The organism is Pseudomonas sp. HP_01 (genome assembly GCF_055284355.1).
The window spans coordinates 125171-144296 of sequence record NZ_JBTOPV010000034.1 but is presented as its reverse complement, the minus strand read 5'-3'; the positions used below and the strand labels follow the sequence as shown (position 1 = coordinate 144296).

At 59.0% G+C, this 19126-nt stretch carries 18 protein-coding genes and 1 pseudogene; 7 read left to right on the top strand and 12 right to left on the bottom strand.

All coding sequences use genetic code 11. The features are described from left to right. Positions 1-278: 278 nt before the first annotated feature. Positions 279-1301 (bottom strand): zinc-dependent alcohol dehydrogenase family protein, encoded by a 1023-nt coding sequence (locus tag ACYAR8_RS18090; RefSeq protein WP_074889433.1) that lies wholly within the window; start codon positions 1299-1301, stop codon positions 279-281. A gap of 474 nt (positions 1302-1775) precedes the next feature. On the opposite strand from ACYAR8_RS18090, the gene ACYAR8_RS18085 reads away from it, so the two are divergent. The 3 genes from ACYAR8_RS18085 to ACYAR8_RS18075 are packed head-to-tail and all read left to right on the top strand — an operon-like array spanning position 1776 to position 3908. Continuing rightward, complete coding sequence (locus tag ACYAR8_RS18085; RefSeq protein ID WP_065990323.1) at positions 1776-2690, top strand: LysR family transcriptional regulator; 915 nt, start codon at positions 1776-1778, stop codon at positions 2688-2690. A 39-nt stretch (positions 2691-2729) separates the two neighbouring features. Then, positions 2730-3107: a hypothetical protein gene (locus tag ACYAR8_RS18080; protein WP_463580608.1), complete on the top strand. Its 378-nt coding sequence runs from the start codon at positions 2730-2732 to the stop codon at positions 3105-3107. 3 nt (positions 3108-3110) lie between these two features. Continuing rightward, positions 3111-3908 carry a hypothetical protein gene (locus ACYAR8_RS18075; protein ID WP_463580607.1) on the top strand — a complete coding sequence of 266 codons (798 nt, stop codon included), beginning with the start codon at positions 3111-3113 and terminating at the stop codon, positions 3906-3908. A gap of 7 nt (positions 3909-3915) precedes the next feature. Here the strand turns inward: ACYAR8_RS18075 and ACYAR8_RS18070 are convergent, their stop codons facing one another. Genes ACYAR8_RS18070 through ACYAR8_RS18060 form a run of 3 tightly spaced genes read right to left on the bottom strand, consistent with a single transcriptional unit; the run spans position 3916 to position 6471 of the window. Continuing rightward, entirely contained in the window at positions 3916-5163 is a 1248-nt protein-coding gene (locus ACYAR8_RS18070; protein ID WP_463580606.1) for a DUF4303 domain-containing protein, read from the bottom strand. Positions 5164-5190: 27 nt separating this feature from the next. After that, positions 5191-5544 carry a hypothetical protein gene (locus ACYAR8_RS18065; protein ID WP_074889441.1) on the bottom strand — a complete coding sequence of 118 codons (354 nt, stop codon included), beginning with the start codon at positions 5542-5544 and terminating at the stop codon, positions 5191-5193. 60 nt (positions 5545-5604) lie between these two features. Further along, positions 5605-6471: a hypothetical protein gene (locus ACYAR8_RS18060; protein WP_074889443.1), complete on the bottom strand. Its 867-nt coding sequence runs from the start codon at positions 6469-6471 to the stop codon at positions 5605-5607. A gap of 339 nt (positions 6472-6810) precedes the next feature. On the opposite strand from ACYAR8_RS18060, the gene ACYAR8_RS18055 reads away from it, so the two are divergent. The 3 genes from ACYAR8_RS18055 to ACYAR8_RS18045 all read left to right on the top strand — a co-directional run bounded on the left by ACYAR8_RS18055 (position 6811) and on the right by ACYAR8_RS18045 (position 8643). Further along, entirely contained in the window at positions 6811-7260 is a 450-nt protein-coding gene (locus ACYAR8_RS18055; protein WP_463580605.1) for a DUF7832 domain-containing protein, read from the top strand. Between the two features lie 248 nt (positions 7261-7508). Then, the gene (locus tag ACYAR8_RS18050) at positions 7509-8015 is read left to right on the top strand and encodes a DUF4303 domain-containing protein (RefSeq protein ID WP_463580604.1); all 507 of its coding nucleotides are present in this window, start codon (positions 7509-7511) and stop codon (positions 8013-8015) included. A gap of 22 nt (positions 8016-8037) precedes the next feature. Continuing rightward, complete coding sequence (locus tag ACYAR8_RS18045) at positions 8038-8643, top strand: SMI1/KNR4 family protein (RefSeq protein WP_463580603.1); 606 nt, start codon at positions 8038-8040, stop codon at positions 8641-8643. Positions 8644-8650: 7 nt separating this feature from the next. On the opposite strand, the gene ACYAR8_RS18040 is transcribed toward ACYAR8_RS18045, so the two are convergent. Both ACYAR8_RS18040 and ACYAR8_RS18035 read right to left on the bottom strand, forming a co-directional pair. Continuing rightward, a complete protein-coding gene (locus ACYAR8_RS18040) occupies positions 8651-9271 on the bottom strand; it encodes a hypothetical protein (RefSeq protein ID WP_463580602.1) in 621 nt (206 codons plus the stop codon). A gap of 216 nt (positions 9272-9487) precedes the next feature. Beyond that, the gene (locus tag ACYAR8_RS18035; RefSeq protein WP_463580601.1) at positions 9488-10396 is read right to left on the bottom strand and encodes a LysR family transcriptional regulator; all 909 of its coding nucleotides are present in this window, start codon (positions 10394-10396) and stop codon (positions 9488-9490) included. A 99-nt stretch (positions 10397-10495) separates the two neighbouring features. On the opposite strand from ACYAR8_RS18035, the gene ACYAR8_RS18030 reads away from it, so the two are divergent. Then, positions 10496-11665, top strand: coding sequence for a mandelate racemase/muconate lactonizing enzyme family protein (locus ACYAR8_RS18030; RefSeq protein WP_463580600.1), 1170 nt, complete (start codon positions 10496-10498; stop codon positions 11663-11665). A gap of 87 nt (positions 11666-11752) precedes the next feature. Here ACYAR8_RS18030 and ACYAR8_RS18025 read toward each other — a convergent pair whose 3' ends face one another. The 6 genes and pseudogenes from ACYAR8_RS18025 to ACYAR8_RS18000 all read right to left on the bottom strand — a co-directional run bounded on the left by ACYAR8_RS18025 (position 11753) and on the right by ACYAR8_RS18000 (position 19006). Next, positions 11753-12793, bottom strand: a complete 1041-nt coding sequence (locus tag ACYAR8_RS18025) for an alpha/beta fold hydrolase (protein WP_463580599.1) — start codon at positions 12791-12793, stop codon at positions 11753-11755. A gap of 456 nt (positions 12794-13249) precedes the next feature. Continuing rightward, on the bottom strand, positions 13250-14509 hold the full coding sequence (locus ACYAR8_RS18020; protein ID WP_463580598.1) for a type II toxin-antitoxin system HipA family toxin: 1260 nt from the start codon (positions 14507-14509) through the stop codon (positions 13250-13252). Then, positions 14502-14816, bottom strand: coding sequence for a helix-turn-helix domain-containing protein (locus ACYAR8_RS18015; protein WP_074889692.1), 315 nt, complete (start codon positions 14814-14816; stop codon positions 14502-14504). Before ACYAR8_RS18015 ends, ACYAR8_RS18020 begins: the two co-directional genes overlap by 8 nt. Positions 14817-15064: 248 nt before the next feature. Then, positions 15065-17467: a TonB-dependent siderophore receptor gene (locus tag ACYAR8_RS18010; RefSeq protein WP_463580597.1), complete on the bottom strand. Its 2403-nt coding sequence runs from the start codon at positions 17465-17467 to the stop codon at positions 15065-15067. A gap of 68 nt (positions 17468-17535) precedes the next feature. Beyond that, positions 17536-18501 (bottom strand): FecR domain-containing protein, encoded by a 966-nt coding sequence (locus tag ACYAR8_RS18005; protein ID WP_463580596.1) that lies wholly within the window; start codon positions 18499-18501, stop codon positions 17536-17538. After that, a pseudogene (locus tag ACYAR8_RS18000) lies at positions 18498-19006 on the bottom strand (sigma-70 family RNA polymerase sigma factor). Before ACYAR8_RS18000 ends, ACYAR8_RS18005 begins: the two are co-directional and overlap by 4 nt. Positions 19007-19126: the final 120 nt, after the last annotated feature.

Below are 19126 nucleotides of genomic sequence, written 5' to 3'. Positions count from 1 at the left end.
ACGTATATTAAACGGGAGTGTTTAAATCAGCGTTTATTAAAGCAAACACTGTCTGGGTTCGAGCCGTTCACAGGACTATCAACATCGCACTTTTAGCGCGTTGATAAATAAATTAAACACCCATAAACAAAAAAGCCTTCCTGAACATCCGGGAAGGCTTGAGTGAGACAACGTGATCCGTGACTGACAGGGCGGATACCTTCAAGCGGGTTTCCGACACCTCAATCCCGACGCCGGATCAAAAGCGTCGAGCATTCAATGAGAGCGATGGTCTGCGCTCAGGATGGATCAACCTCAATCACCACACGACCGCCCACCGGGCAACCGTCCATCAAACGATGGGCTTCGATCAATTGATCGAAGGGAAACACTTTGGTGATCTGCGGCACCAGCATGCCATCAGCCGTCATCTGGTTGATGTCGCGCAACGCACGCTTGATCGCCTCTTCGTCCTGCTTGATGCCGAGCTCCGGCTTGCCGGTGAAGTTGCCCACACAATGCACGAAGAACTGAATGTTCTTCTGAAACGCTGCACACGCCGGGAATGGTGTCTGATTACCGCCTTGCAGGCCATACAAAATCAGACTGCCACGGGGCGCCAGTACATCACCCAGAATCGACATCTGCGGGCCACCCAAACCGTCGAGGACGATGTCCACGCCACGGTTGTCGGTATAGCGGTTGATCGTCAGAAGCAAATCCTCTTCTTCGGTCACGATCACCTTGTCCGCGCCCATTTTCAGCAGGTATTCGCGGCATGCTTCGGTCTTGGTCGCCGCAATCACCTTGATGCCGAGGGCCTTGCCCAGTTGCAGGAACGCGGGCCCGGCGCAATGGCTGGCATCGGTGACCAGCGCGGTTTGTCCGGCTTTTGCCCGTGCCAGTTCAACAAACGCAAAGTACGCCACCAGCATCGGCGTGTAGTGAACGGCCGCCTGGTTAGGCGTCAGCACGTCCGGATAATGAGTCACGGACGTACGTGGCAACAGGATCAGTTCGCCATACACCGGGTACACATTGACGTCAGCGGCAGGGAAGCTGGCGACCTTGTCGCCCACTTTCAGGTCGGTTACGCCATCGCCGATGGCGGTGATGACGCCCGCCATTTCGGAACCCAGACCGGCCGGCAGGCGCGCCTGGGATGAAGCCAGATTTTGTCGCCACAGCACGTCGTACCAGGTGACGCCGATCGCCTGAACGCGCACTTGCACCTCACCGGGTGCAGGCAACGCGACCGGCAGCTCTTCAACTTTGAGCACCTCGGCCGGACCGAACTGATGAAAACGGATCGTGCGGGACATTTCGAACCTCGCCTTATGAACCTTGATGCCCTGAACTCTATCCGGACGCCGCCGGTAACACTATCAGTGGCTATTAATAGTCAACATGCCTGCTGTCGATTCTGATGGTGAAAGCGGTCGCCGAATCTGTAGCAGCCGTCCCGGGCCTGCAGGACGCACATTGTTGGGTGCGCACCGCGACATTGCAACCCGGAGGCCGAACATAGATGAATTGCGGGCTCCAGGCCGGCTGCAACCCCCCGGATTACAAAGGGCCAGTACGTAGTGACGGGGCTGGTTCTGCCGGTCGATGTTTCATCTAATCGCGCCAGCGGGCGTGGCGGAAGCGCATTTACAGACACGCGGGAAAATTCAACGATGCAGACAACCGGTATTTACCCGTAATATCCCTGCCTGAGTTGAACACGTGGCGCGCGTCTGGGCCGCCGCTGCTGTTTGGAAAATGCATCGACCCATGTCCCCGAGACCCCCGTCATGAATCGCAACGACCTGCGTCGCGTCGACCTCAACCTGCTCATCGTTTTCGAAACCCTGATGCATGAACGCAGCGTCACCCGCGCTGCCGAGAAGCTGTTCCTCGGTCAGCCGGCGATCAGTGCGGCGTTGTCTCGATTGCGCGGGCTGTTCGACGATCCGCTGTTCGTGCGCACAGGGCGCAGCATGGAACCCACCGCGCGGGCCATCGAGATCTTTGGCCTGCTGTCCCCTGCCCTGGACTCCATTTCCACCGCCGTCAGCCGCGCCGCCGACTTCGACCCCGCCACCAGCACGGCCGTGTTCCGCATCGGCCTGTCCGATGAAGTCGAGTTCGCCCTGCTGCCGTCACTGCTCAAGCGTCTGCGCTCGGAGGCGCCGGGCATCGTGCTGGTGGTACGCCGCACCAACTACATCCTGATGCCCGCGCTGTTGTCGTCCGGCGAAATCTCCATCGGCGTGAGCTACACCGACGACCTCCCCGCCAACGCCAAGCGCAAAGTGCTGCGCCGCAGCAAACCCAAATTGCTGCGCGCCGACACCATGCCGGGGCCGATCACCCTGGACGACTTCTGCGCCCGCCCCCACGCACTGGTGTCCTTCGCCGGTGACCTGGGCGGTTTCATCGATGAGCACCTGGAAAAAATCGGTCGCAAACGCCACGTCGTGCTGGCGGTTCCGCAGTTCAACGGGCTGGCGACGCTGATTGCCGGGACCGACATTGTGGCGACCGTGCCGGACTATGCAGCGGCGGTGCTGACGGCTGCGGGTGGTGTGCGCTCGGAAGAGTTGCCGATCGAATCGCGTACGTTTGAGCTGCACATGGCCTGGCGCGGGTCGCAGGACAATGATCCGGGGGAAAGATGGTTAAGGTCGCGGATTCAGATGTTTTTTGGCGATCCGGATAGTTTGTAATGGATGGCCGAGCACCGTTATTGAAGAGCGACGCCAACAATGAAACATCAGCTCCCCTACTACGCACTGTTTACGGTGATGCTTTCACTGTTCTGCCAACCCGCCTGGCCATCATCGTGGCAAATCTGCAGGATGGAGTTGCGTATTACCGATGTCATGACTAACCCATTTCCACAGTTGCAGGCCGAGATCCTGGACGTGAGCGCAAAGACCGCCAATGTCGACTGCCCGGAGCGGGGGACGACTATTATGTTTACGCCGGAAACTTCGGACTATCAGGCTGTGCTTCCACGCCGAAGCTGGCCTAAAAAGGGACAAGTAGTGCGCTTTGATTACCGGTACCTGGACGGCACCTGTAAAGGCGACGGTAATGCTTATCCTTGCCGCACCAAGCACTACTCGCTGCCGAGGCGTTGAACGATGCATCATAAAAAACTGCTGGGCTATCTTCCCGGCGATCTGGTTGAGCCGATCACCCATGACGTTGCGCGGGTCACTGCCAGGGAGATGCTTGCCCCTGAAAAAATTCCACATGAGGTTCTGACTGCACAGGTGCTCAAGCGGGTGTTCCTGCGTTGGGGTTGTGTGTTGAAGGAGCCCGGTGATGAGGCGAACCCACACTACAAAGACCTGGTTTGCCTGACCATGGCGGCAGTGCTTCATCGTCACGGATTTTGCGATGAGGCGTTGACCCTGACTGCGCTGGACTCGGTCGATAGGCTTAATGAACATGTCGTGCTGAGCGATACCTTCGAACGCAACAGCGATGCCATCAAAGCGCTGATGACTTCGCCACCTACACCTTTGGTACGACGTCCGCCTGTGGCCAAAAACGTAACGTTCTGGCGAGAGGGCGACGCCGCGTCAGTGCAGATTGGTGAATGGTTTTATGCAATCTACGTCCATAACATTCTGGGTAATCACGAGGCACCGATAGTCGAGATATACGACTTCGCCTCACGCCAGCGCCCAGAGCCTGAAGACCTCCGGCAGTGCAAGGCCAAAGGGCAGCGCTACGATGATGGCGTGATGCGCATCGAACATCACGCGCCCTATGGGCTGCGGGATGTACCGGACAGGGCCAGGCAGTTTCAGCTTATCGCCAGCGGCTTGCCCGCTCCCAGTGTTGATCATTTGCAACCATCAGTTGGGCTGTTCGTCGTAAGCGACCCGTTCGCCCTCTTGCAAGACATGCAGCACGCGTTTGGTCACCATTGAACAGCCTTTAGCGCCGCTGCATAGCCTCAAGACCAAGGCCCGCGATGTAACACACCTGCTCATCGGTATCCTGAGTTGCCCGGCGTAGGGCCTCGATTGCACGAAGCGCGGCGTCGGGCAGCAGGCCACGGTTGTTCAATGCACTCACAGCATGACGACGAATCGCCACGTGGGGTGAAGCCAGGCCGCGCGAGGCTTCGCTGACATCGGCAGTGGTGGTATCGATTTGGCCGCAGGCGTCTTCAAGGGTCTCTTCAACCGCAGCCCGAACTTCAGGGCGCTGCTCAAGCAGACGCTCAAGGGGCCTGTAGTTCAGCACCGGTGGCTTCACGCTCCGCCAGCGGAAACCGTCGAAGTTAGCGCAGATACCCGAAACAGCGATGTCGGGCGCTTGCTGCATCAGCCAGTCGACATCCTCGAGATAACCCAGGGCCGTCGCGCACCAGTTGCGCGTCGATTGCTCATTGGCCTCCATCGCTTGTCGGCGCAGGGTCTGGATGACGGGCTCATCAGCAATGCCGGCCAGCCCGAGAATGCGCGCTGCAGGTGTAGGGTTTTTATGCCCGTTGACCTGCTCGATGAGCGCAGCCTGCGCGGGGCGGCCGTTGGCAATCAGCCAGCGCTCAGCGTCTTCCCCCGAAATGCCATGCGAACAGTGTAAGCGGCTAACATAGAACGCGGCCTGCTCGTCGTGCGGCCAGACAGACACTTCCCGCAGTGTATTTTCAATGGCCCATTCGACAGGGAAATTATCCTTGAACTGCTGGCGGGTGATGCTGCGCTTAGCCAAGGCAATATCGCCAGCAAAGTCATGGAAAATCACCACGAAGCCAGGCGTCACACCAGGGTGCTGGCTGAAATGTCGACCCAGCGCCCTGGCGGCACGGCTAACGGTGACCAGAAAGCGTCGCTCAGCCGCTTGCCACTGGCGCGGGCCAAGGCGATTGGCATGTGCTTGAAGCTCATCGTCAAGCGGCGTGAACTGCGCAGCAGCGCAGATCTCCCAATCCCATCGCCAGTCCGCCGGGTTCCACTTCACCGAGCTGAAGCTTTCATCTTCCTCATCGGGGTAGTCTTCGCTGAGTGCTTGCACGCTGTTTGCGGCAAAGCAAGGCAGCGTCAGAACCGCCTCTTCTTCCCGGTAGCTGGCATGAAACGCTGCGGCGTACAAAGGGCTAACGCCTTCATCGAGCAGTGTTTGCAATGTGTCTCTGGCGGCGTCGAACAGTGCCTGTTCCAGGGCTTTCCAATTCATCATTCAGCTCCTTGCTGACTACTGGGTTCAGCCGAGCAGGTCGAGCATGCCCTCAAGGGTGCTCTCCAGGCGGGACAAGTCGATGTGGGTGCCATCGCCATATTCGGCGGTCCGCCGCGCGCATTCAATGATCACCGTGAGTCCCAGACGTCCCCGGTGGCCCGGGTATTTACGCAGCTTGAGTTCAACCCGGGTCGGGCTTAGCCAAGTGCTGCGGTCTGCCGACCACAGATCGTCCTCGAAGCCAAACACCACATTCCCGTTTTGGGTATCAATGATTTGCGGCGGGAACACCCAATGGGAGTTGCCTGCTTCCCACGGGATCGCCTGGACTTGGTAGCGACCGTCGGGAGACAACGACAGTAATTCAATGTCGCTCATGGGTGTGCTCCTGCAAAGGGCGTTGGCGACGGGGCCATGCGAACAGTAAGCGACCCGCCACTACCAGTCGCCCCGCCACTGTTCGAGAAACTCTGTGTCTCTGGACAGACCGACTCTTTCCCCCAGTTGGTACAACACCTCCATCAGGGATTCGCGCTCTACCGTTTCAATCTCATCTTCAAACTGGTTGATTTGCAGCATCGCGTTTTCGAACAGCAGTAGCGCGCGATCACCGGCATCGGGACCCTGCAATTTCAGCACTTCAACATAAAGCGCAGAAACCACGGGGTAAATTTTTGCCAGAACTTCTTCATCCCCTTCCAGCAACTCAAGTCCGGATTTCACCTGCGGTTCAGATGTCGTCACCATGGGAATTTCCTTGCGGTACAGGAGCAGCGCATCTGGCGTTTTTAGCGCTGGGAAAGTAAATTTTTTGGATTCATCCCAGTTAATGCCCGTGTGGTAGAAAAGTCGCAGCCTTTGCTGCAACTTGACGGTATCGCCCTGAAGGCCGCAGAACTCATGACTTTCTATGATTGCAAAATCTTTGTCAGGGCACAGATCAGACTTCAATACCGTCGCCCCGATGTTCGAATAAAGGTCGGTCAACTCTATGAGGTCAGCCGTGTATTTGCCCTCTGAGACCCACCTGAATGAAAGCATATTTTTCAGTATCGGGCGCTCATTCATCTTCACTTCATCTGCGGTTAAAAACCTTCGAAAAAGTGCCTTGAGCGGGTCTCGAGCAACCCACATGCAAAACAACATGGGGCTGGTGTTTAAATCTATGCCGTCCCATTCGTCGACAGTTCTGAAGACATCAAAAAGCTCCAACAGGCCGTGCTCTCGCATCTGGGCAAGGGTATAAACGCCCTCTTCCACTTCAACCACAAACACAGCGTCATCAATCCACTTGACTGCTTTCAACGCACATACTCCTTGTTTTTTATGGCTCGACCTTCAGCCTTGGCATCCAGCTTCGGTTCTTCCACAAATACGAGGTCAATCGGGTAGTGCTCGACTATCTGCGCCATAACACCTGAACCCTTTACGCGACAGCTCGAATCCGCAGACTATTGAACCATCATTTCCAAAGACGATCTCTGATGGGACTCAGAGCCCGAGCCTTTAAGGAAAAATACCTTCATGAAGGCACTCAGACTCACCAACAGCAACGCGCCATCGGCCCAGATGCTCTGAGGGACTCGCTGCGGGCATCATCACCCAGTCACAGAAGAACATCTGCCCCCTATCACTGGAGCACACATGAAATACGACGATGCCTCCTGGCACTACGGGGGCACCTTCCCCAAACATCTGCCAAAGTCAGCTGGCGCCACGCATATCGGTATGTTTCTCGCGTGGATGCTGATCAATGATCTCGCCAGCGAAGAACTGGAGGAAGACGCCGAGAGCGAACTCGCCCAACTCAAGGATCGCACCCTCACCGGGGCACAGTTCGTTATGACCGTGCTGGACGAAAAACTGACTGACCAGGAGTTCTCTGAAGCCGGCAATGCGTTTGCCGTTGCTTATTACGAAGGTTTGAACAACGACAGTCGTTACGTCGACGACTACCTGCTGACCTTCGGTGTCGGCCTTGGAGCCCTCTACGGCGTTGAGGACAGCTGGGCTAATTACGATCAGCTGTCTGGCGTGATGGACGCACGCTTCGCGGCCTGGAATGCAGCCGGGCGGCCTGAATATATTATTTGAACGTGCTTTAGATGACCTGCTGGCGCAGGTGGCAGCAACCCCTTCGGCAGTGCCCGCCAGCCTTGAGCTGATCGCATCACTGCCCTCACCCCACAGGCTGTGATTGTTGTCTGCCTGATGGGGTGGTTTGACGCTTGACTGAAGAGCCCGACGTGAGGCCCTATAAAAAAACGATGCGTTCCTGAAATGCAGTCGAGACCTGCGCTGATGCCCAATAATCGTTAGCCATACACAGCGACGAGAGACCCATGGACACTTTGAATATCGAGCAGTGTCAACAAGATTTTTTCAAAGCGTCCATGAGCGCCATTGAACAGTTTCGGTCGGACTTTCCGAACACGCAGATCTGTGGCTTTGCGCTGTATTCCGACGCCGACGCACGAACACTGGCACCCTCTTTCAACACCCAAGACCATCTGACGCGTGTCCAGGCGGAATACCCCGATGATGCGAAATACTTCAAGTGGTCCCCCGCCGAATGGAGCCACGAAGCCTACGGCGGGGATTGCTTTAACGATCTCTCGACAATGCTCTGGAACATGGCCGACGCGACCACCGACAACAACTTCGTGGCGCATCGCAGCCTTATATTTGAGCAATGTGTCATCGCCCTGAAAAAACTGACGACGACGTTCGACACTGCCATTTATGTATTTTCGGTTTCTGACTTTGAATGCGTGGAGGACGAGATCGCCTGGGTAACCGCTCTCAACACTCCGGAAGAGGCCTACGAATTCAGAACATGGCTAGAATAAGCGTCGGCGGGAAACTCGGATCATGAGCCTCGTCGATACCTACCTCGCCGGCCTGCGTCAGTCGTTAGTGGCCGAAGATCTCGATCAACTGAAACATGCACACGGAGCTTCGGCGGCAGACCTGCAGCGACTCAGCAAGCGTTACCCATTGTGCCCCGCAAGCCTGTTGCAACTGCTCGGCCAGATTGACGGCACACATTATCGGGATTACCCGAACGGCGAGGTCATGGTACTGATGCTGGGCTCCGACCTGCCCGGCTATCCCTACTACCTGAGTTCGGTAGAAGACATACTTGCAGAGGCTGACGGCCTTGATACTGAAAGCATCGTAGAACTTTATGAAGGCTGGTTTGAAAATGGCTGGCTGGATCAGGAGATGGATCTGATCGGAGAAGGCATTGACCCTACGGTGGGCATGAATGAGCGGCTGTGTTTTTCACACTGCATCAACAACGGGGGCACTTCGAGGTTGTACATAGACTTCAATCCGGCGCCCGGCGGCACGGTGGGTCAGGTCATGCGCTTTCTGCATGACCCAGATAACTATGAAGTGATTGCGCCGAGCTTCGATCACTACCTGCAACAGTTGATCGATGACGACTACGCGTTCATTCGCCCAGAGCCCTAAAGCCGGCTTACTGCCACGGAAATGAGCGGTGGGTCACTCGCTGCAACGGAACCGAAAGCGCGGAGAAACGCGCTTCGACTTGCATGCACCGATCACCGTTCATGCGCTCTCCCAGGCACAAGGGCAACGCCCGACAAGCCTGCAACGCACTGGCAATGTTGATCTCAAGGACAGCGCTGACCTCTCGCGCCGCGACACCCAACTGGTCAGGCGAGCATTCAGCAAGAAACAGGTCGTACTCGGCGTATAACTCGCGCGCCAAACCGGGTTCTGCTGCCTTCGGGTCATCACCACCGGGCACCTCCAGGAAGGCATCTTGCTCAGAGTAATGCTCAAGGGCGATAGCGTAGTCCTCCAGGCTAGAGTGCGGCTGCTGTCGCTTCTGTACACACAACACGTCCGCAAAACTAGCCGCTTCCAGGCATGCCGAAAGCTCGAATCTGTCGCCAAAGTCCAACACGCGACGCTCATCGTCTTCATCAATATTCGACACCAGGTAAAACCGGCTCTCCAGCAACGCTGCGTGCCCTTGAACGTAGACCCACGCGTATCGCTGCCATAGGGCTCGATCGTCAGAGCATGCAGCAATAGCCTCTACTGTCTCGCGAAACGAATAAAGCTTGAACATCCTGCCAACTCTCCTTGCATGTCACTGTAGCGCCCAAACGGATCAACCCGACTCGTGGTCTGAAACTTCAGAAGCCGGAGTTTGCCCATTTTATGGTTGGTATGGCGCCTCTAAATGGAGGAATACTTTCACGCCATCGGATTAACGTTTTCGAGTACCACCCCCGCTCTGGTTAACATTTTCGAGTCTTGATTAACGGTTTGACAGCGGATCGCATCAGCCAGCTCGTCCGCCCAACGCCAGCCCCACGTCACCGCCCGCCTCGGCCCAAAACCCCTCCGCCGCCTGACTCAATCGCGCCTTCGGCCGGGTCAGGTGAATTTCCAGCGGAATGTCCCAGCTCTCATCGAGCGCTCTGACCAGGCGCCCTTCCAGCACTTCCTGTTCGGTAAGGCTTTTCGGCAGCCACGCCACGCCTTTGCTTTCCAGGGCCATGGACATGAGCACCGCCGCAAGGTGGCTGCTGAACAGGGGTTTGAGGTGAAGGTAATCCTCCTTGCCCCGTAGTCGGTGGGCGACGATACGCCCCAGCCCGGATTCATGGGTATACGCCAGATACGGCAAGGCCGCCGGCGCGGTGCCGAATTGGGTCGATCTGCTCGCCAGGGGCACCAGCACGTCCTCACCGACCTTCTTGCTGATGAACTGATCAGGGGCCAGCAGCGGCGGCACGTCGGGGTGGCGATGGCAGAGCAGAAACTGCACCTGACCGTGGATCAGCATCTGCTCGCAGACCGCCATGCTGTCGGAGTGCAGCTGCACGGCCTCGATGAGCGCGGCGTTTTCCGAGCTTCGCAGCCACTTGGGAAAGAAGGTGAACGACAGCGAATGCGTCGCCGCGAACTTGAGTGAGCGTGCGGCCATCCCTGCCACTTCCTGGGCTTCGTTGCGCATCCGGTACAGGTGCCGGGCGGCCTCTTGAGCGCTGGGCAGAATTTGCCGGCCTGCCTCCGTCAGCGTTGCGCCTTGGGGTGTGCGCACGAACAACTCCACACCCATCCAGTTCTCCAGCGAGCGAACGCGGCGGCTGAAGGCCGGTTGGGTCACGTGCCGTGCTTCGGCGGCACGGACAAAGCTGCCGTACTCCGCCAGCGCCGAGAGATCTTCTAGCCAGACAAGTTCCAAGGGGCCATGCCTCCTGTGCATAGGGTGCGGCATTAATAGCATTGGGCGGGTCGCGTCGCAAAGCCTAACGTGGGGTCACGAACAACAAGAGGAACCGTCATGCGCATCGTCGAAATCCGTGAAAAAACCGTTTCCATCGCCTCGCCCATCGCCAACGCCTACATCGATTTTTCCAAGATGACCTGCTCGGTCGTGGCGGTGATCACTGATGTGATTCGCGACGGTAAGCCCGTCATCGGCTACGGCTTCAATTCCAACGGCCGCTATGGCCAAGGCGCACTGATGCGTGACCGCTTTCTGGCGCGCATCACCGAAGCGAACCCCGACACCCTCATTGATCACGCAAACAATAACCTGGACCCGTTCGCCATCTGGAACGCCCTGATGACCAACGAAAAGCCAGGCGGCCACGGCGAGCGCTCGGTCGCGGTGGGCACTATCGACATGGCGGTGTGGGACGCGGTCGCCAAGATTGAAGGCAAACCGCTGTATCGCCTGCTCGCTGACCGTTACCGCAACGGCGTGGCCGATGACAAAGTCTGGGTCTACGCCGCAGGTGGCTATTACTACCCCGGCAAAGACCAGACCAAGCTCAAGGCGGAGATGCAGGGCTATCTGGATCGCGGTTATGACGTGGTCAAAATGAAGATCGGCGCCGTGCCACTGGACGAAGACATCCGCCGCATCGAGGCGGTGCTGGAGGTGGTCGGGGACGGCCGTCGTCTGGCGGTCGATGCCAACGGCCGTTTTGATCTGGAGACCGGCATTGCGTATGCCGAAGCCATCAAGCCATACAACCTCTTCTGGTACGAAGAAGTCGGTGACCCACTGGACTACGCGCTCCAGGCCGAGCTTGCCAATCATTACGAATTGCCCATGGCCACCGGTGAAAACCTGTTCTCCCATCAGGACGCCCGCAACCTGCTGCGTCACGGCGGCATGCGCCCTGATCGTGACTTTCTGCAGTTCGACTGCGCGTTGTCCTACGGACTGGTGGAATACATGCGCACCCTGAAGGTGATGGAAGATATGGGCTGGTCGTCACGGCGCGTGGTGCCCCACGGTGGTCACCAAATGTCCCTGAACATTGCCGCCGGCCTGCACCTGGGCGGCAACGAATCCTACCCGGACGTGTTCCAGCCCTTCGGCGGTTTCGCTGACGGGATCAAGGTGGAAAACAGCTACGTCGGGCTGCCGGATATTCCGGGGGTCGGCTTTGAAGCGAAGTCCGCCTTGTACGCCGTGATGCGCGAGTTGGGTGAAGGCTGACTGGCGATGGCATCAGCCCTCTTGCCCCACAGCTGATCCGCGAAATGCTCCGGTCATTGCACCTCCAACGGGGCATGACCGGCGTCGTTACGCCTGCAGCTTTCGCGACAGGAAATCCCGAATGTACTGCGCAACCTCCGGCGCATGGGTCTCCAGTGCAAAGTGTCCGGCGTCGAGCAGATGCACCTCGGCACTCGGGATGTCCTTGCGAAACGCTTGCGCGCCCGGCGGGATGAAGGCCGGGTCGTGCTTGCCCCACACCGCGAGCAAGGGTGGCTGGTGCTTGTGCAAGTACGCCTGGAACGCTGGATAGGCCGCCACGTTGCTGCGGTAATCGAGAATCAGGTCCAGCTGTATTTCCTCTGCACCGGGTCGCGACATGTAATAAATGTCCAGGTTGTAGCCGTCGGGGGAAAGCTTCTCGGGATCAGAACCCGTGCCGTATTGCCATTCGCGGATAGTCTTGGGCGACAGCGAGGGGCGACAGGCTTCGCGGTTGACGGGCGAAGGATCACGCCAATAGGCCTGCCACGGGTCCCACTGATCGCTGAAACCTTCAAGGTAGGCGTTGCCGTTCTGGCTGATGAGGGCCGTGACCTTTTCCGGGTTCGCGGCGGCGAGACGCAGGCCGATGGGCGCCCCGTAATCGAAGATGTACAGCGCGTACCGCTTCAACCCGAGGGCCTCGGTGAACCCCTCGACCACTTTATAGAGGTTGTCGAAGGTGTAATCGAACTGGCCTCGCGGCGGCACCTGGGTGTTGCCGAAACCAGGCAAGTCCGGCGCGATCAGGCGGTACTCGCTGGCGAGCAGCGGCATCAGGTTGCGGAACATATGGCTGGCGCTCGGAAAACCGTGGAGCAGCAAGAGCACTGGCGCATCTTTCTCTCCGACTTCGCGGTAGAACACCTCGACATCGCCGACCTTTTGCGTGAGAAACCTGACACGGAAGGCATCGTCGGACCCGGCGCCGCTGCTCCGGCGGGAAGGATGTGAGACGGCCGAGGCCGTGCTGGCAAATGATGCGACGACGGCAGACGCCGCTCCAACCGCGGACGCTTGCAAAATGCTGCGCCGGCTGACGCCGGGCTTGCTGTTCGAGGAGTTGACGGAATCGGCGGAAGTCATTGGAAGCCCTGCATGAGTGGATTCATGATGAAGCCTATTGCCTACAATGAAGACCGTGAATCACCAGAAAACTCAACTCACCATTTCTGATTGTGCAACGTTGTCAGACCTGCTGCGAGTATCGATAGCAAACAGGTACCCACTGACATACCGCGCGCATGAGCAGGACCGGTTTTAGCCGGGAATGCGTCAATGGTCACGCTGCAGATGTGAGGACATTCATGCCGGCCTCTTCCCGGCTAAAGCCGGTCCCACTAAAGGCACCGCGTATCCCGTTAGGACCGTTTTTAGCCGGGAGTGCGTCAATGGTCATGCTGCAGATGTGAGGACATTCATGCCGGCCTCTTCCCGGCTAAAGCCGGTCCCACTAAAAGCACCGCGTATCCCGGTAGGACCGGCTCAGCCGGGAAAGCGCCATACGTCACACCGGAAAGCCGATGTCGGGTGTAGCATTTATCAGCGCAATAACGCGACGTTTTCGTCGATCCGCGCCTGCAGCATCACAACGGTTGCCGGAGTGATCAAGCCGGGGCTGGTCTGCTCGGCGATCTCCGCAAATCGACTCGCCACATCGCAAATTCCGTCAATCACCCTGCCCGCGTTCTCCGCTGACACCTCGGCCTCATCCGCAAGCCGGAGCATCGCCTTTCGATCAATCGCCAGCGCCTCTCCCAGCACGTCCATCTGGTGATATCCCCCCGGTCCCTCGCAGAAGGTCACGTCGTAGGCCGGCGCCAGCGTCCAGGTGCCGGACGCCGACATGAGGTAGGCAAAATTCTTCGGATGATCGTCGCGATTGTTGAACGCGATATTGAACACGGCGCGCTCGAAGGCGATGGCTTTCTCGCGGACGTCGTTGGTGCAGAGTTGCGTCGCGCGCAGGAAGTTGACGTAGTCCAGCGATCCCGGCGAGGTGTAGTCCGCGCCGGTGAACGCGGCGAGGCTTTGCATGGGTACTCGCTTGCCCTGGATGCGGTCGAAGCGTCGGCTGGCGAATGCTGCCAGGCCGTTGGGCAATACGAAATGCTCAGTGTCGGGCGTTTTGATGCCGCATAAGCGCAGGCAGTGGGCGTAGACCATCTCGATGGCGCAGACTTCGGCGTGCTCGCCTTTGGCCGGAAACTTGATCAGCCAGGCTTCGAAACCCGGTGTCGCGGCGGTGGTGAAGGCGCCTGTTTCGGGATCGCGGTAGACCAGCGCCTTGGGCCGTGCGCCCTGGGGCGAGCCGCCAACCAGCATCAACGTGTGCAGGAATTCTCCGCCGTCACCCTGGACCACTTCCTGAATCTCCGCGGCCAGCAACTCGATGGGCACATGGGCCTGGGCCTCCAGTCCCTCGGGGGCGACAGGCTCGAACGACATCGCACCCATGGCAGTATTCCCGATGTAGGCCAGCCGCTCCAGCGGCCCGATGCGCGCCGCATTGAGCTGACGACGCCTGAACAAGCGGTCCATCAGCAGCATGCCCCAACCATCCGGCAACGCGTCGTAGACCGGCCCCGGCAGACCAAGCTGGTGGGCGGCGAATCCACGGCGCAGGCGCGGCCCCTCCAGCGGCAGCGTGTAACTCGACAGCTCCAGGCCTCTGGACCTCGCCTCGTCGCTGTACTCGAAGACAATCTGCGGACGCCCGGTGATGGCCGTCGTCGACACTAATGTGCCCCACAGCCAGCGCTCGTCCCAGCCGTTGTAATACACCTCGACCTGCTCAAGCATCGCCCGACTTCCTGATACGTTGGCGCTCGGCAGCGGCTTCGTAGCGGCGAATGTCATCCAGGCTGTCGAGCCTGGGCATGAACAGCCCTTCCAGCTCCCTGGTTCGGCCGAGGACCATGGCGACGCGGACCAGATTTTCGAAGCTGACATTGCGCCCGGCTTCGAGATTGGAAACGGTATTGACGCCCACGCCGGCGCGACTGGCGACGTCGGCCTGGGTCATCTCCAGCGCAAGGCGCTCGGCGCGCAATCGGACGCAGAGGCGACTGACGATTTCACCGGGCTTGCTGAAGCTTAAATCCAACATGAGGGCGCACAGTCCGTCTGCCATTGATGCGAGCCAGTATGGGCCAGCTCTTTAATGACTTCAACGCCTGTAACTCCATCTTGATGGGGCTTATGGCAGATTTATGGGCTTAGGACACATTTTAATGGATTTAGAATTCGAACAACGCTTCGAGCATTGGCACCGGAGATATCTGCTTCAGCAATGGGGCAATGTGCCGGGCGCGAGCCTCGTCTTCGCCCAGCGTTGATCCGGGCGGTTAACTGCATTCAAAAACCGATGGTTGCTGACAGCAGGTAGGTTCTGGGAGTGGCCAGCGTCAGGCCGGGCTCGCTGTCATCCGAGGCGCCCGCGGAGGCCCAGTAACGCTTGTCCATGATGTTTTCGATATTGGCACGCAGCGTGATGTCCTTCTGGTCGACCTTGAAGGCGTAGCGCGCACCTGCATCGAACCGCTCGGAAGAATCGATGCTTTTGCTGTTGGCCTGATCCAGATACTGCGAACTGGTGTAGATACCCCGGCCGGTCAGGGTCAGGCCCTTGACCTGCGGCACGTCCCACTCGACACCCAGGTTGGCATTGTATTCGGGCGTGGCAGGCGCCCGGTTGCCGTCGAACTGACCGTTGACGGTGTGGGCGAGTTTGCTGTCGATGTACATCACCCCGCCCAGCAGGCGGAAGCCCTTGAGGGGTTCACCGAACATCGTCAGCTCGACGCCGTCATTCTGACGTTTGCCATTGGCGCCGAAGACCCTCGACGTGGCGTTGGTCTCGTAAGCCGGCTGCTTGATACGAAACACACTGGCAGTGAACGCATACGATCCCAAGTCATACTTGGCACCGACTTCGAGCTGACGGCTGACGAACGGCGGGAATATCTCGTCTTCATTAATCGAGGTAGACGGCGCGATTTTGCCTTGGCTCAGGCCTTCCATGTAGTTGGCGTACACCGACAAGTCATCAGTGACCTTGTACAGAATGCCACCTGAAGGCGAGACCTTCTCCTCGTCGTAGGCGGTGTCGCCCTTGACGTTGTCAGTCCAGTCATCAACCTTGACCCGCTGCCAGCGGGCACCGAGTGTCAGCAGCAGGCGGTCATCGAAGAAACCCAGGGTGTCGGTCAAGGCCACACCGCTGAAACGGTTTTCGGTGTAGACCCTGGCGTCGGATCGAGTCGGGTTGACCGGAGTCGGCGTCTCTATCGGGTCGTACAGGTTGCTGGGCGAGGACGCATAACGCGCGCCGCCGTTCTCGAAGTCCATGTAGAAATAGCTGGCAGCCAGATTGACCTCGTGGCTGACCGGGCCGGTGTGGAACCAGTTGCGCACCCCGGCGTTGGCCGTCCGGACATTTTCGTCACGGGTAAAGTCGCGGGGTTGCACGCTGAAGTCGCCGGCATTGTTGGTCACCGACACCCCATGGCGCAGGAACTCGTGGTTGCTTTTGCGCGCACCGACCCCGCCATAGAGCATGACCGAATCATTGACGTCGTACTCGGCATTCACCGTCCCGAAGGTGTCCCGGGTGCGCGCCTTGCTCCAGGCCTGCGCATAGTTGTCGCGCACATCTTTGGCGTCGGGCACTTTGGCATTGGCACCGACTTGCACACGCTCTTGGGGTGCGTCGGTGTCACGTTCGGTGTGGCCGATATCGGTCGACAGGCGCAAACGCTCGCCGCGGAAATCCAGCCCCAGCACCGCCATCTCGCGGTCGACGCTCTGGTGGTCCCACTCGGTATCGCCAGATTGCTTCACGCCGTTGAAGCGGATGCCAAACCTGTCGTCTTCACCGAACCGGCGAGCCACGTCCACAGCGGTGCCGACCTGCCCCTTAGACGCATAGCTGGTGGTGAATTCGGTGATTGGCTTGTCGGTTGCCCGTTTCGGCACCACGTTGATGCCGCCGCCGACACTGCCGCGGGGCGAGATGCCGTTGATCATCTGGCTCGGGCCCTTAAGGATGTCGACCCGCTCGGCCATTTCCATGTCGATGGTGTAGGTGGGCAGAATGCCGTAAAGACCGTTGTAGGAAACGTCACTGTTGAACAGGCTGAAACCACGAATGGTGAACTGCTCGTAACGCCCGCCCGCCGGGTTGGTGGAGCGCACCGACGGATCACTGGCAATCAGGTCGCCCAACGTGCGGGCCTGCAGGTTTTTCACCGCCTCCTGGGTGTAGGTGGTCATGCTGAACGGCGTTTCCATGAAATCCCGCGAGCCGAGCATGCCTTGCGAGCCTTTGCGCGCGACCTGACCGCCTGCATATTCCTGACCGTCTGTGGCGCCGCCGTCGCCGATAATCGACGTCGGCGCCAGCTGCATGCTCGTGCTTTCAACGGCAGGAATCAGCGTGTACGCCTGATCGCCCACGGACACCAGTTGCAGGCCCGTGCCCTGCAACAGTTGCGCAAAGCCTTCTTCGACTGCGAAGTCGCCCGACAGCCCGGCGCTGTTGCGTCCGTTCACCAACGCAGGGTCTACCGACAGGTTGACGCCGGCCTGTCCGGCAAACCGGGTGAGCGCGGCACTCAGCGTGCCAGCGGGCACCTCATAGGCTCGCCTGTGCGCGGTGTCGGCCCAGCTGGTCGAGATGAACAGAGGCGTTGAGTTCAGGGTCAGCAACAGACTGAAATGCAGCAGCGGCCGCAAACGATGGGAAGATACTGCGGACATAAAGGGAAGCTCTCGTCATTTTGTTCACTACCTGGAATGACCAGTGGGACGAAAAAAAGGGACAGGCTTCACGCACTATTTTTTGCGGGTGTGTTTTTTCGGGGGGCCAGGGTGACCCAGTAGCGGGTGCGCCTGTGAATCTCTACCGGCAGACTGGCTGCCAGCAGTGACAGGACCCGGTCAGTGTTATCGAGCTGGAAACTGCCGGTTACCCGCAATGCTTCAAGCTCGGGCTCCCAGCGCAGCAGGCCGGGGCGGTACCGACCGAGCTCTCGCAGAAAATCACCCAACGGCTGATTCTGCGCAGTCAGCACGCCGTCACGCCAGCCAGGCAGCATGGCGTCGAAGGCGGTGACCGGCCCTGCTCCGTTTCTTAACAGGCTGATCTGCTGTTGCGCCTGCAAAAGCAGCGCAGGGCCTTGCAACGGTTGGACCTGCACCGAGCCGCGGACCACCGAGACCCGGCAGTCGCTCTCGTCCAAACGCACGCAGACTTCACCCTGACTGAGCACGATACGACCGTATGGACCCTCGATAGTCAAAGGCGCGCTGCCCGGCACGTTAAGTGCGATTTCTCCGCGTATCAGCTTTATCTGCCGGGCACTCAGATCGACATTGACGGCGCTGTCGGTGTTCAGCTGCAGGACACTGCCATCGGCCAGGGTCAGGCGCTGGTGTTCACCAATGGCGGTGTGCAGGTCGGCGCGCCAGACCTCCAGCGGTAACTGACGTCCCAACAGCCATACCGCCGGAGCCAGTACGACAACGCCCAATATGCTTTTCAGCGCGGCGCGTCGAGCCTCGTCGGGACGGTCCAGCGTCGCCATCGCCAGATTGGCCGGCAAGGCCGAAAAGCGCTGGCGCAGTTGCTGAGCCTTTTGCCAGGCGCGCTCGTTGTTAACCGCACTGTCGCGCCAGTGCTGCAGCTCGGCATGATCTTCCTCACTGGCACTGCCGGATTCCAGCAGCGCCAGCCATCGTGCAGCGCTGCGAACCACCTCGCGCTCTTCATTAGAGGGTGCCGAACGACTCACCAATCCACCAGCAGGCAGTGCTCGTAAGCTTGCGCCATGTAGCGCTTGACGGTGCGCTCGGACACATCAAGGCGCTGGGCAATGTCGCGATAGCCCAGGCCTTCGAGCTGACTCAAGAGAAATGCCCGGCGTACCGGCGCCGGCAGACCGTCCAGCAACTCGTCGAGTGCTTGCAGGGTTTCCAGCAGCAGCCAGCGCTGTTCGGGAGAAGGCACGCTGTCCTCAGGCAACCGGGCCAACGCCTCCAGATAGGCCTGCTCAAGACTGCGCCGCGTGTAGAAATGCTGAGCAGGCGCTTGCCCACGGTCAACAGATACGCACGTGGTTCCTGCAGATCGGCGATCTGTTGCGAGCTGGAAAGCACTCGTAAAAAAGTATCCTGACTCAGGTCCGCAGCATCCCAGGCATTGCCCATTCGCTTGCGCAGCCAGCTTTCAAGCCAGCCGTGGTGGTCGCGGTACAGGGAATGCAGGGTCCGCGGAGTTAGCGTCGCTGTGTCAACCATGACAAGAGCCTTGAGCGATGGATGCGCCAAATGAGAATGATTCTAATCATTGGCCTATGCCGAGTCCACGCTCTTTTTTGATCTGCCCCTTTCGATTGCGCACATCCTCCGTGTTTGGGG